At 38.1% G+C, this 13,769-nt stretch carries 11 protein-coding genes; 1 reads left to right on the forward strand and 10 read right to left on the reverse strand.

The window, feature by feature from the left end; genetic code table 11:
- Positions 1-25: 25 nt before the first annotated feature.
- The 10 genes from pal to KO495_RS04985 all read right to left on the reverse strand — a co-directional run bounded on the left by pal (position 26) and on the right by KO495_RS04985 (position 10,962).
- Entirely contained in the window at positions 26-565 is a 540-nt protein-coding gene (pal, locus tag KO495_RS04940; RefSeq protein WP_215979271.1) for a peptidoglycan-associated lipoprotein Pal, read from the reverse strand.
- Between the two features lie 57 nt (positions 566-622).
- The gene (gene tolB / locus KO495_RS04945; protein ID WP_252738816.1) at positions 623-1,921 is read right to left on the reverse strand and encodes a Tol-Pal system beta propeller repeat protein TolB; all 1,299 of its coding nucleotides are present in this window, start codon (positions 1,919-1,921) and stop codon (positions 623-625) included.
- A 94-nt stretch (positions 1,922-2,015) separates the two neighbouring features.
- Positions 2,016-2,981: a cell envelope integrity protein TolA gene (tolA, locus tag KO495_RS04950; protein ID WP_354668365.1), complete on the reverse strand. Its 966-nt coding sequence runs from the start codon at positions 2,979-2,981 to the stop codon at positions 2,016-2,018.
- Between the two features lies 1 nt (position 2,982).
- Entirely contained in the window at positions 2,983-3,408 is a 426-nt protein-coding gene (gene tolR / locus KO495_RS04955; RefSeq protein WP_215979273.1) for a protein TolR, read from the reverse strand.
- Between the two features lie 9 nt (positions 3,409-3,417).
- Positions 3,418-4,104: a protein TolQ gene (gene tolQ, locus KO495_RS04960; protein WP_215979274.1), complete on the reverse strand. Its 687-nt coding sequence runs from the start codon at positions 4,102-4,104 to the stop codon at positions 3,418-3,420.
- Complete coding sequence (gene ybgC, locus KO495_RS04965; protein ID WP_215979275.1) at positions 4,094-4,504, reverse strand: tol-pal system-associated acyl-CoA thioesterase; 411 nt, start codon at positions 4,502-4,504, stop codon at positions 4,094-4,096. The genes tolQ and ybgC overlap by 11 nt, the downstream gene beginning before the upstream one ends.
- A 217-nt stretch (positions 4,505-4,721) precedes the next feature.
- Positions 4,722-6,524: a DEAD/DEAH box helicase gene (locus KO495_RS04970; RefSeq protein ID WP_215979276.1), complete on the reverse strand. Its 1,803-nt coding sequence runs from the start codon at positions 6,522-6,524 to the stop codon at positions 4,722-4,724.
- 467 nt (positions 6,525-6,991) lie between these two features.
- On the reverse strand, positions 6,992-7,606 hold the full coding sequence (locus KO495_RS04975; protein WP_252738804.1) for a hypothetical protein: 615 nt from the start codon (positions 7,604-7,606) through the stop codon (positions 6,992-6,994).
- 298 nt (positions 7,607-7,904) lie between these two features.
- A complete protein-coding gene (locus tag KO495_RS04980; protein ID WP_215979277.1) occupies positions 7,905-10,307 on the reverse strand; it encodes an ATP-binding protein in 2,403 nt (800 codons plus the stop codon).
- A 169-nt stretch (positions 10,308-10,476) separates the two neighbouring features.
- Positions 10,477-10,962, reverse strand: a complete 486-nt coding sequence (locus KO495_RS04985) for a zinc ribbon-containing protein (protein ID WP_215979278.1) — start codon at positions 10,960-10,962, stop codon at positions 10,477-10,479.
- A 200-nt stretch (positions 10,963-11,162) separates the two neighbouring features.
- Here KO495_RS04985 and leuS point away from each other — a divergent pair, with 200 nt between their 5' ends.
- Positions 11,163-13,754, forward strand: coding sequence for a leucine--tRNA ligase (leuS, locus tag KO495_RS04990; RefSeq protein ID WP_215979279.1), 2,592 nt, complete (start codon positions 11,163-11,165; stop codon positions 13,752-13,754).
- Positions 13,755-13,769 lie beyond the last annotated feature (15 nt).

The raw sequence follows: 13,769 nt of genomic DNA on the forward strand, positions 1-13,769 counted from the left end.
ACCTTGGTTTGATGAATATTAAAACTTAGTAAACTAAAACAGCACGACGGTTTTTAGCAAAAGCATTTTCACTTCTGTCTTTAACCATTGGTTTTTCTTCACCATAGCTCACAACACTTAGTTGAGATGGGTTAACGCCCATATTTTCTAAATAAGTTGCTACAGATTTTGCACGACGCTCGCCTAATGCAATGTTGTACTCAGGCGTACCACGTTCATCGGCATGACCTTCAACAAGTACTTTAACATCACTGTTTTCGCTTAAAAATTTAGCATGTGCGTCTAAAATAGCAGAATCAGCGCTGGTTACTGTAGATACGTCAAAACCGAAGTAGACGATGTGCTCTGAACGTAAACGGGCTAACTCTTGACGTTTTTCTTCTTCAATTTCTGCAGCACGTTGCGCAGCTGTTACTTGTACACTGTTTTGCTCTTCATTTTGAGTTACTTGTGCATTAGTATCAACTTGGCTTTGCTCATCAGTGTCTGAGTTAGAGCTACAAGCAGATAATACAAGAAGAGGTAAAGCTACTGCTAAACTTTTTACAATTTTATTTAAGCGCATTTTATTTTCCTATTTTCTAAAAATATGAGTTGAAATTATTAGTTTTATTAAATCATTTTATAAAAACGGCGACCATGCCGGAGCTTTCACTTGTCCATCAAGTGCAGGTAAACGAGCTTTAAATCGCCCATCTACCGACACCAATCCTAATACTTGACGATTATTGTGCAGTGTACTGTAAATAATCATGCCACCATTAGGTGCAACACTTGGTGATTCATCTAGGCGTGTTTTAGTTAACACTTGAAACACTCCCGTACCAAACTCTTGTTTTGCTAAACGGTATTGACCACGGGTTCTATTTACCATAATCAGGTTTTTCCCATCGGGAGTGATAGAGCCGCCTAAGTTCATATCACCGTCAAAAGTTAAACGTTTAACTTTTCCGTTGCCTAAATCTACGCGATATAACTGCGGTTTACCACCCCGTTCTGAACTAAATACTAATGATTTACCATCTGGTGTATAACTTGGCTCAGTATCTATAGCTCGGTTACGGGTAATTCGACGTAATTTTTTGCTCGCTAACTCCATAATATAGATATCTGGGTTACCATCTTTTGATAATACCATTGCCATACTGCGGCCGTCTGGAGAAAAGCGCGGTGCACTGTTTATACCATCAAATGAACTAATTAAGGTACGTTTTCCTGAGTAGATGTCAATAGTATGAATTTGTGCTTGTCGATTTTCAAAAGATACATAAGCTAACTGCTCACCTCTAGGGTGCCATGATGGCGACATTAATGGTTCTTTTGAGCTAAGTAATACATGTTCATTAAAGCCGTCGTAATCAGCAAAAGCTAATTGGTATGGGTATTCACCTTCATCTCGCACAATAACGTAAGCTATTTTGCTTAAAAATGCACCTTTACTACCGGTTAATTTTTCATACACTACATTACTAATACTATGTGCGTAACGTCTAAATTGCTCACCATTAATATTGGCACTACTTTGCGCTAAAATATGATCTTCAACATCAACCATACTACCACTGCTTAACATAGTTGCTTGGCCGCCAGTTACTTGACCACGAATAACATCAACAAGTTGGTAGCTTACTTGATAGCGCCCTAATGATACTTCTTTAATTTTCCCTACAACAACAGCTTCAACCCCAAGACTTGCCCAAGCACTGTAATCAACATCATTAGCCGTATGAGGTGTTTGTGGGAAGTTATTGATATTAACAGGGCTAAACTTACCGCTGCGTAATAAGTCGTCGCTAATCACTTTAGAAATACGCTCAGGTAATACTGAGCTGTTATCCCATTTAAAAGGAACAACCGCAATAGGTCTAGCACTATCAATACCGCCAGTGATTACTATTTCTAAGGTTGCCATGGCTCGCATTGAGCTCAACGTAATAATTAAGGTTGTAAAAACAGTTAATAATAATTTCATTGTCAGTTCTGTCTTCTTTTTATAAGTTAAATATTATGGCTGATTATGAAAAATCAGGTACAACGGTTACCGCTATTTTACGCATTTCTTTAAACACTTCAGGATCTTGCGATACAGGTAAAGTGCCAGTTTTATAAATGGCCGTTTCTGCTGCGTCACAAACCACTTTATCTCCTTTACCAACACTAACATTAGTAACAAAGCCTGATGAGGCTAAACTAATAGTTAAGCGACAGGTTTTGCCAACCATAGTACTACGATCTTTAATCATATTACGGTTGATGCTTTGAGTAATCAAGGCAGAAAAGCGTTGTATTTCAGTCATCACTTGCTGACTACGTGCTTTATTACGTGCAGCCATTTCTGCAGCCATTTGTTCAGCTATTAATGCTTGCTCTGCTGCTTGCTGTGCCGCTTTTTCTTTCGCTTCTTTTTCTTTACGCTTTTGCTCGGCCAGTTTTTTCTTACGTAACTCTTCCGCTTTTTTAGCTTCAGCTTCTTCTTTTATACGTTTCGCTCTTGCTGTAGCAGCAGCTTGTTCAGCTTTTTGTTTTTCTTGTTCTTTTTGCTTACGTACTTTTTCAGCTTGGTCTGCCTTTGCTTTCGCACTTTTAGCAGCTTTGTCTGCTTGAATTTTTTCTTGTTCTTTTTTCTTACGCTGTATTTCTAGCTTTTTAATACGAGCTTCTTCTTTTGCTCGGCGTTGTTTAGCTTCATCAGCACGGCGCTCAATCGCTTTGATACGTTTTTTTTCTGCGGCGGCATCATCTGCTTTTTGTTTTTTTATTTTATTAATCGCTTGGTCATATTTAGCTTTATCAACCACAACGGCTTTAATAGGCTCGATTTGAGCACTACTTGGCGTAGGAGTAGCAACAGGTTTAGATGTCGCATTAAAGTCACCAATAAATAAAGTTACCAATAATGCAACATGTAAACCAACACTTAACCACAGTGCTTTTGCGTAAGATGACTTCATTAATGGCTTATTAGAGGACTGCTTATTCACACTAATTCTCCACCGGCTCTGTCATTAAGCCAACTGAAGGAACACCCGCCACCGTTTGTAGTAACACCATCAGCTGAATAACAGCGTCATAAGAAACAGCACCGTCACCATTAACCACTACAGGGGTATCAGGCTCTAAGGTTAAATGCGCTTTAACTAGGGTTGCCACTTCTTCAGCAGAAAGCGGCTCTTTATCGTTAGCCCCGACTGTTAAATAGTAGCGTCCTTGGGCATCTACCGAAGCAACAAGTGGTGTTTTACTGTCTTTATCAAGAGGCTCGGCATCACCTTGAGGTAAGTCAACCTTTACCCCTTGAGTAATAAGTGGTGCGGTTACCATAAAGATTATAAGTAATACCAGCATAACATCGATATAAGGAACAACATTAATTTCAGCCACTTTACGGCGTCTTACTCTTTGATACATAATTAAACCTTACTTGCCGTTTTGCTCATTTGCCGACTGACGTTGTAAAATACTTGAAAACTCATCCATGAAATTACCATAGCCGTTTTCAATTTTTTCAACTAAGTGACTGAAACGGTTAAACGCCATTACCGCAGGAATAGCCGCAAAGAGCCCCATGGCAGTTGCAATTAGTGCTTCAGCAATACCTGGTGCAACCATTTGTAATGTTGCTTGCTTTACTGAACCAAGAGCAATAAAAGAATTCATAATCCCCCACACCGTACCAAACAAGCCAATATAGGGGCTAATTGAACCAACCGTCGCCATAAATGGTAAGTGTTTTTCTAAATTATCCACTTCTCTTGAAAGTGCTACGCGCATTGCTCGGTGAGTGCCATCTACAATAATTTGTGGATTATCAATATGGCTTTTACGTAAACGTGCAAACTCTTTAAAACCTGCAACAAATAAACTTTCAATACCTTGAACATGATTTTTAGCTGATATTTCACTGTATAACTTACTTAAGTCGGCCCCACTCCAAAACTTATCTTCAAATGTTTTCAGCTCTTGTGTTGCACTTTGTAAAATTTTACGACGTTGAAAGATCATCGCCCAACAAACAATCGAAAAAGTCAGTAAGGTCAACATCACAAATTGCACTAAAATACTGGCTTCTAAAAATAAATCAAAAAATGAAATTTCAGCTGACACGTTTAAACGCTCCTAATATAAATTCGGGAATAGCACAGGGTTTATTGTTATTAAAATCAACACAAGCAATCAGCACTTTGGCAGTGCAAAGCAAAATATTTTCTTGGTTGAAGATATGTTGTTCAAATACTAAGCTAGCTCGCTTAACTTTGACAATACTTGAATGTACATTAAGTAAATCATCGAGTTTAGCTGAAGCAAAGTTATCCATTTCAACCTTTCTGACCACAAAACCAAGATTTTGTTGCAAAAGTGTTTGTTGGTGTATGCCTAAATCACGTAACCACTCACTGCGAGCACGCTCTGTAAATTTTAAATAATTCGCATAATAAACAATTCCCCCCGCATCTGTATCTTCATAATAAATGCGAATGGGTAAGTTATGAGTTGTGCTTAACATTGATAACTAGACAAATAACTGATTTTTAGGTAGCTCTATAGTAATAGATAAAGCCTTAAGCAAACAAGGCGAGTGACATAATAAATTACAATTTAACACGTTATTGCTTAATAAAGGGGCAATGTATGACTTTATTAAAAAAATTCCATAAAAAAAGGCGCTAAATGCGCCTTTTCGTTTTGCGTTACCAAACTAATAAGTAACTTTTTATAAACTATTAGTTCGCAGAAGAACTTTCATTACGACGGCGTGGCTTTTGGCTTTCAACAGCTGCATCTGAAACACTAATAGATAATGGTTGACGGCGAACACGTACACCTTTTAACTGATTAAATGCCGTTGTTGGAATACCTTTAGGTAATTGCACAAAGCTATGCTTTTCATGCAAGTTAATAGCACCAATGTAACTGCTGTCTAATGATATTTCGTTTGCAATAGCGCCAACGATATCACCAGGGCGAGCACCGTGGTCTTTACCCACTTCTAGGCGGTAAGTCTGCCAATCAACATCGCTACGGTTAACTTTTGCTTTACGTGGTCTTTCATCACGAGCGCCGCGAGCATTGCGGTTATCGTTACCACGAGAATCTCTACGGTCATTACCGCGATTGTTACGGTCGTTACCGCGACTATTGCGATCGCCACGGTCATTACGATCGTTACGCTCACGTGTATCACGACGAGGTTTAGGATCTTCTTTTGGCTGTAATGGCTGTTTCATTTGCTTTTGGAAAAGTAATGCTGCAGCTAAATCAACAATTGATACGTCTGACTCTGCAGCCATACCCTCAACGATCTCACGCATTGCAGTAATATCTTTATCAGCGACAATACTAGCCACTTCAACACGAGTACGTTCTATACGAATCTTACCTATTTCTTGAATATTAGGTAACTCGTAATTAAGTACCGTACCTGACGTTAAACGCTCATAATGACGTAACGAGTACATTTCACGAGGGCGAACAAATGAAATTGACATACCTTCACGACCAGCACGACCAGTACGGCCAATGCGGTGAACATATGCTTCATTATCACCTGGTAAGTCATAGTTAACGACTAATGAAATACGTGGAATATCTAAACCACGAGCAACAACGTCAGTCGCAACTAAAATAGACGATTTACCTGATTTCATTTGGTCGATACAACGTTCACGCTGTGCTTGGTTCATATCACCATTTAAAGGTAATGCTGGGTAGCCAGCACGCTCTAATTTTTCAGCAACATCAACCGTGTCGTTACGTGTACGAACGAAGATAATCATCGCATCGTAGTCAACCACTTCTGCAATACGCTCTAATGCCGTCATTTTAGTAATGCCGCTTACTTTCCATGCGTATTGTGTAATATTTGCTTTCGCTTTTTTAACCGCTTCAACTTTAATATGCTCAGGATCTTTTAAGAAACGATTGGCAATTTTACGAATTGCTGGTGGCATTGTTGCTGAAAATAAACACATTTGTGTGGTTTTTGGCAAATGATCCAAAATCCACTGAATATCTTCTAAGAAACCCATGTTTAACATTTCGTCTGCTTCATCAAGCACACAAACACGTAAATCGTCTAATTTAAGACTTTTACGACGTAAATGGTCCATTAAGCGACCAGGGGTACCAACAACAACTTGAGCGCCACGCTCTAATTGTTGAAATTGAGGTCCGTAAGATTGACCACCATATAATGTAGCAACACGTAAACCTTTCATATCTTTACCGAAAGATTCAATTGCTTCAGCAACTTGCATTGCTAATTCACGCGTTGGTGCTAACACCATTAATTGTGGTTTTTTAATTGAAGTATCAATTTTTGCTAATGCAGGTAAGCCAAACGCAGCGGTTTTACCGGTACCTGTTTGTGCTTCACCTAATACATCTTTGCCAGCAAGTAGTGGCGGAATAGTTTGTGCCTGAATAGCGGTAGCGGAGCTAAAACCGATAGAAAGAACAGCGGATAATAAATTTTCAGGCAAGCCTAAAGTGTCAAAGCTTACAGGCAAAGTTTTTTGATCTGTCATAAATAATTTTCATCTTCTCAAGGCAGGTGCGTAACTTAAAACAGAATAGAATTAGCGTAATATATCCCACCTCTAATGATTACTAAAACGTAAATTAGAAGTGTAAAAAGCTAATAAATTTTAAATTGCTAAGTCTTAAACCTGCGTACATATACGAGGAAACCACCAGGAAGACTTAAGGCGCATAGTGTATGCTAACACTATATTTCTAGCTAATTGTCGGAAATAATTAGCTGGGCAAGTCTATTGGGCGGTAAAACCCCACTCATTTGATTTACTCATCGTGAGTAATCATACAAACCTATTGATATTTTCTATAGGTTAATAACCGTTAAGGTTGTAAAATCAACATTCCCTTATCGAGGCGCGCATTATACAGAGATTAGCACTAGATACAAGTACTATTCCTAGTGATTTTAATTTGGGGGGTAAGTGAATTAGGCTTAAATATACGAAAGAGTGCTAAATTATAAAATAACGTCTTGATATAAATCAGCGTATTTTGCTTTATGGGAGTTAAATAAAAACTGGCGTAGCGACTCTCGACCTTGATCAAAATCTTTAAATTTAGCAGCAATAATATTGTTATCCTTTCTTACAACATCTAAAGATAAAGTGACTGATTGTTGATTAGGTAACATTAATACAAGTGATTGTTGCTTTAATAAAGGGTCATCTTTAACCGATAATTCGTCATCTAATAACTTTAATGTAACCCCTGTACCTGAAAGTGAAAGAATCTCTAACTTATGCTGAGAGGCAATATTAAGTAATGATAAGTTTTCAGGTGCATTAACACGCCAGCTGCGCTCATTGCCTTGTACATCAATAATTTCAGGTGTACCTAAAACAGGTGTAAAATTTCCGTTACTAACCGTCATAGTGACAGGAAACCATAATTGATAATGACTGATTTCAGCAAGTAAGGTTAACTTACTTTCACCTAATAATTTTTTCAAGTTACTCGGTATTGTAGTATGAACACTAAGCTGTTGTGCAGGATGCAACAACTCACCCTCTTCAGGTGATTCTGAAAAGATATTTTTAAAAAAATCGAGTTCGTCCGTTGAAAGTTCTATCATAACCGCGTATTAAATGTTGCATTTATGTTACGGATGATAACAAGAACACTACGTTAGTGCAATTTAAGTGCAAACATCGTTCTTTTTTCAATCAAACCATTGTTTATAAAACATATATTGATTTATTTTAATCAATATTATGAGGGTATTTATAAAAAGAGGCTTTAAAAATTGCTAATTTTCGGGTCGCTCAAAGGTTAATCACTATATATATTTAAATGGTAAAAGCATATTAACAAAAAACCGATAAATAAATTTACCGGTTTTTTAACTTATTTTAATAACTTAAGTACTGTTATTATTCTTCATCACCATTAAGGATGTCAGAGAAGGCCTCTAACTTATCAAGTGCTAAGCCATGGATAGACTTACGCGGATAACGTCCTGTTTTACTAATAGTACCCGCCTCGGTATTTAATAATAAGGCCAATGCTTGATCAATGGTTTCAACGGCATAAATGGCAAACAGTCCTTTATCAACTGCATCAATTACCTCATTACTCAGCATTAAGTTAATCACATTTGTTTTTGGAATGATTACCCCTTGCTTACCCGTTAGCCCTTTATCCAGACATAGTTGAAAAAATCCTTCAATCTTTTCATTAACACCACCAATTGACTGCACTTCACCATGCTGGTTAATTGAGCCAGTAATAGCAAGGCTTTGATCTATAGGTAATAAAGTAATTGAAGAAATAAGCGCACATAATTCAGCTAACGACGCACTATCACCATCAATGTGGCCATAAGATTGCTCTATCGCAATATTTGCCGAAATTGAAACAGGGAAACTTTGCCCGTATTTATGACCTAAATAACCGGTAAGCAACAACACTCCTTTCGAGTGAATAGATTTGCCTAAGTCAACTTCACGCTCAATATCTGTCACACCTTCACTACCTGCATAAACAGTAGCAGTTATGCGCGCAGGCGTACCAAATATACTATCGCCTATTTCCAAAACGGTTAAGCCATTAACCTTACCAACAAACTCTCCTTCTGTGCTAATTAACACTTGTTGTTCTTTTATTTCACTTAGCCAGGTTTCACTTAACCGACCAATACGGCGCTTTTTAGCTGCTTGTGCCATTGCAATATGTTCTGCAGTTAATGCTCCCTTGGCACCTAGTTTTTGCCAGCAATAATTAGCTTCATCAAGTAGGTCATTCACTTGTACGATATTGGCTGAAATTTTGGTTTGATGCTCGCCCCTTCTTAAAGCGTAACGTACTAATTCGAGTACCGCTTCGTTGGTTACCTCAGGGTAGTTATGATGTTGAGCCCGTTGGCGAATTAATTGACCAAAGGCTATTAAGTTATCATCATTTTTTTCTAAATGGCGGTCAAAGTCGGCTAACACTCTAAAAAGCTCAGTAAATTCTTGATCGTAATCTTGTAAGGTATAATAAATCTCAGCATCTCCTAACAACACTACCTTAACTTGCAATGGAATTTTTTCAGGCTGTAAACTATAACCACTAGGTTGACTGTATTCTGAATATGGATTTTCAATGGTAATTTGTTGCGTCTTTAACGCTAACTTTAAACGTGACCAAACCATAGGTTGGCTCAACACTTTTTCGGCATCAAGTAATAAGTAACCGCCGTTTGCCTTATGTAATGCACCCGGCCTTATTAAACGATAGCTGGTATAACTTGCTCCTTGGAAGCTGGCAAAATCAACATGACCAAATAAGTTTTGATAGGTAGGGTTTTGCTCATAAATAACCGGCGCACCTTGATCTTTATTTTGCGGCACTAATAAATTAGGAACAAAACGTTCAACCATTAACTTACGTAACTCTTTTTCATTAGGTGTATCATCACTATCATTGACCAGTACCTCAAGTACCGCATCAACCACATGATTTCGAACTTTACTTAGGTAGGCTAAGACATCACTATTGCTACTAAACTCTTGCTCTAGCTCACGTAAATATGGCTCAATACTTTTAGCCGCGGTGTCGTATTTTAATTTTCTCAACTGATCTGAAGACAATCGTTTCCATTGGGGTAATTCCAGTAACTGCTCAGCTAAAACAACTTCTAGCTCGCTCAATAGTTGATAAAATTTGGCGCGATCAGTTTCATTAAAGTTGGCAAACTCTTTATCATTTACTGGTTGGCCATCAACTAATGGCGAAAAACCAACTTCACCATTTTCTTCATATAAAACAACATTATCTTTTAATGCGATTTCTTCAACTTTACCAATAGCTTCATCATATTTTTTATTAAATTCACGATCTATAGCCGACTTTTGGCGTTGGTAGCCTGGGTTATCAAAAATTTCGGGAAATAAATCAAGTAAACCATCAATAAAACGATTCATACTCGCCAAAAGCTGCTTACCGTCACCAGGGTTAACTGACAAGGTTAACGGTATATGGCTTTCGTCAAAGTTATTAATGTAGCACCATTCATCTGGCGACTTTTGCTGACCCGCTAACGCATTTAACATTTGTTTGATCAGTGTTTGCCTACCAGTGCCATGCTCGCCCATCGCAAACACATTAAAGCCAATAGCCGACATAGACAAACCAAATTCTAGTGCTTCTTTAGCACGATCATGACCAACAAAGGCTTGGTTTGTATCGTCTTTAGAGATAGGAGGACAAAATAGTTCTGCTGAAAGTGATGAGGTAAGTGAAGTAGTAGCAACACGGGTTTGACTAATAACAGCTGCAATAGCTTTGGTCATATATATCCTTTAGTTAGTTTGTAAACTAACTTTTATTAAATGATGAGTGCGACATAGAATGCGTCTTACAATACACTTAGTGTACTTGCTCCCTAGTAAGCTAACAAGTTGAATAGTTGTATTAAAATCACGTTAAACATTGATTAAAGCCAATCAAGTTAATGTTAGGCTACGGCTTTAATGGCACACGCGTAAAAGTATCGTGTCCACAATGACTACATACTTGTACCTCACTGCGATGAGTAATATGCACAACTTCATCACATTCATTACAAGCAAGCTCGCCAAACCCAATAATATCTCCCTGACGATAAACGCCATCATGGCTAAAGTCGTCAATGAGCTCAAACCACTCAACTTGTGCTTTATCAGTCAAGCCTGCTAAGTTTTCCCATAGCGCTTCATTGAGTAAGGTTAAATATAGCGAGTCTTGCGCTTGTTTACGGTTAAGTTGATAAAAGTCATATAAATCGTATTTTAAATTATCACTAAATTGCTGTAATTTTTCTTCCGACATATGTTCAAGGGCTACAGCATAAAGCTTAGCCTGCGCCATTAATTCATTAATACGAGGTTTTTGTTCAACTTTCACCTTGTTTAACCAGCTATTGAGTGCTCGATAAACCTCGGCAAAATAATCATCTTGTTGCGCCATGATACTCTCCTTGAAAAAGTTATCTTTATTTGCCCTACTTTGAGTATAGGCAAAGTTAACAATTAAACTTGTTGTTACCTAGTCAGATAAGGTATTCTACTGCGATAATTTAACTTAAATTTGTCAGCTAATTCCCGCGTTAATCGTTAACAGATGATAAAAAGTTAATCACTTTCACCTGAATATTTGAGAATACCTTAATGGAAGCCATTTATAATCCGCAAGCTATTGAAGAAACAGTACAAAAATTTTGGACTGATAACAACACGTTTAAAGCCGTTGAAGACTCAAGCAAAGAAAAATTTTATTGTTTAGCAATGTTCCCATACCCAAGTGGTCGTTTACATATGGGTCATGTGCGTAATTATAGTCTTGGTGACGTAATATCTCGCTATCAACGTATGCAAGGTAAAAACGTAATGCAACCTATGGGTTGGGATGCTTTTGGTTTACCTGCTGAAAACGCGGCCATTAAAAATAAAACAGCGCCAGGTAACTGGACTTATCAAAATATTGATTATATGCGTAATCAATTACAATCGTTAGGTTTTGGTTATGACTGGGATCGTGAACTAGCAACTTGTAAACCTGATTATTATCGTTGGGAACAATGGTTTTTCACTAAGCTTTACGAAAAAGGCTTAGTTTACAAAAAAAATGCCACTGTAAACTGGGATCCTGTTGACCAAACCGTATTAGCTAACGAACAAGTTATTGATGGACGTGGCTGGCGCTCTGGCGCTATTGTTGAGCGCAAAGAAATCCCACAATGGTTTATTAAAATTACCGATTATGCCGAAGAGCTTTTAGACGACTTAGACCAGTTAACTGATTGGCCTGAGCAAGTTAAGACCATGCAACGTAATTGGATTGGCCGCTCACAAGGTGTTGAAATGACCTTTGAAGTTGCTGATTCAACTGAAAGCTTTGATATTTACACAACGCGTCCAGATACTTTAATGGGGGTTACTTATGTTGCCTTAGCAGCGCAACACCCATTGGCGCTTGAAGCCGCTAAAAATAATACTGACTTAGCCGCTTTTATTGCAGAATGTAAAAATAGTAAAACCACTGAAGCTGATATGGCGGCAATGGAGAAAAAAGGTGTTGATACCGGTCTTAAAGCAGTCCACCCGATTACCGGTGAGTTAGTGCCAGTATGGGCAGCTAATTTTGTGTTAATGGATTATGGCTCTGGTGCGGTAATGTCTGTGCCAGGTCATGACCAACGTGATTATGAATTTGCGATCAAATACGGTTTAACCATCAAGCAAGTCATTGCCGGTCAAGAAGGTGATGATATCGCTGTTGCCGCCATCACTGAGAAATCAACATTAATCAACTCTGGTGAATTTGACGGTTTAGGCTTTGAGCAAGCATTCAATGCAATTAGTGAAAAGCTAGCGAGTGAAAATAAAGGTAAAGTGACTACTAATTACCGTTTACGCGACTGGGGTGTTTCACGTCAGCGTTATTGGGGAACACCAATCCCAATGATTAACTTAGCTAATGGCGAGTCGGTTCCGGTACCAGAAAGTGAGTTACCCGTAATACTGCCTGAAGATGTAGTAATGAACGGTACCACCTCTCCTATTAAAGACGATCCACAATGGGCCAAAACGACTTTTAATGGTGAAGACGCATTACGTGAAACAGATACTTTTGATACCTTTATGGAATCTTCATGGTATTACGCACGTTACTGTTCACCAAACGATGACACGCAAATGTTAGATCCTGCCAAAGCAAACTACTGGTTACCTGTTGACCAATATATTGGCGGTATCGAACATGCAATTTTACATTTACTTTACTCACGATTTTTCCATAAATTATTACGCGATGTTGGTTTAGTTGACAGTGATGAACCTTTCAAAAAATTATTATGTCAAGGCATGGTATTAGCAGATACTTATTACCGTGAAGCAGATAATGGCGCACAAGAGTGGATAGCACCAAGTGATGTTGAAATGGAGCGCGATGAAAAAGGTCAAGTAACCTCTGCCGTAAGTAAAATAGATGGTCAGCCTGTTATTTCTGCAGGTATGAGTAAAATGTCAAAGTCAAAAAACAATGGTATTGACCCACAAGAAGTTATTAATAAATATGGCGCAGATACGGTACGTTTATTTATTATGTTTACGTCACCACCAGAGCAAACCTTAGAATGGTCTGATGCCGGTGTTGAAGGCGCACACCGCTTTGTTAAACGTGTTTATAAGTTAGTACATGATTTTGTTGAAGCAACACAAAACGAAACCATTAGCGAAGCAACTGCATTAACTTTACAGAGTGAACAGAAGAAACTTCGCCGTGAACTACATAAAGCAATTGCTAAAGTGACTGACGATATTGGTCGCCGTAATACTTTTAATACAGCCATTGCTGCTATCATGGAGTTAATGAATGCGTTAAGTAAAGCACCTATTGAAACAGCTGAAGATAAAGCGGTAATGCAAGAAGCAATTCGTGCCGTTATTTTAATGTTAACACCGATTACACCGCATATGTGTCATCATTTATGGCAACATGTTGGCAATAGTGACAGCATTGTAGAAGATGCCCCATGGCCAAGTATAGATGAAAGTGCCTTAGTTGAAGATGAAAAACTTATTATTGTACAAGTTAACGGTAAATTACGTGCCAAAATTACCGTTGCTGCTGATGCGTCTAAAGAAACTGTTGAAGCTTTAGGTTTAAGTGACGAAAATGTCACCAAATTCACCGACGGTAACACTATTCGTAAAGTAATTTACATTCCAGGTAAACTACTAAATATCGTAGCTAACTAAAAAAGGGTTGAGCAA

It is taken from the genome of Colwellia sp. D2M02 (genome assembly GCF_018860755.1).
Classification (GTDB): Bacteria; Pseudomonadota; Gammaproteobacteria; order Enterobacterales; family Alteromonadaceae; genus Colwellia; species Colwellia asteriadis.

Coding starts and splice junctions, on each gene's coding strand:
- pal (WP_215979271.1), bottom strand. CDS start 565: ATGCGCTTAAATAAAATTGTAAAAAGTTTAGCAGTAGCTTTACCTCTT.
- tolB (WP_252738816.1), bottom strand. CDS start 1,921: ATGCGAGCCATGGCAACCTTAGAAATAGTAATCACTGGCGGTATTGAT.
- tolR (WP_215979273.1), bottom strand. CDS start 3,408: ATGTATCAAAGAGTAAGACGCCGTAAAGTGGCTGAAATTAATGTTGTT.
- ybgC (WP_215979275.1), bottom strand. CDS start 4,504: ATGTTAAGCACAACTCATAACTTACCCATTCGCATTTATTATGAAGAT.
- KO495_RS04970 (WP_215979276.1), bottom strand. CDS start 6,524: ATGACAGATCAAAAAACTTTGCCTGTAAGCTTTGACACTTTAGGCTTG.
- KO495_RS04975 (WP_252738804.1), bottom strand. CDS start 7,606: ATGATAGAACTTTCAACGGACGAACTCGATTTTTTTAAAAATATCTTT.
- KO495_RS04980 (WP_215979277.1), bottom strand. CDS start 10,307: ATGACCAAAGCTATTGCAGCTGTTATTAGTCAAACCCGTGTTGCTACT.
- KO495_RS04985 (WP_215979278.1), bottom strand. CDS start 10,962: ATGGCGCAACAAGATGATTATTTTGCCGAGGTTTATCGAGCACTCAAT.
- leuS (WP_215979279.1), top strand. CDS start 11,163: ATGGAAGCCATTTATAATCCGCAAGCTATTGAAGAAACAGTACAAAAA.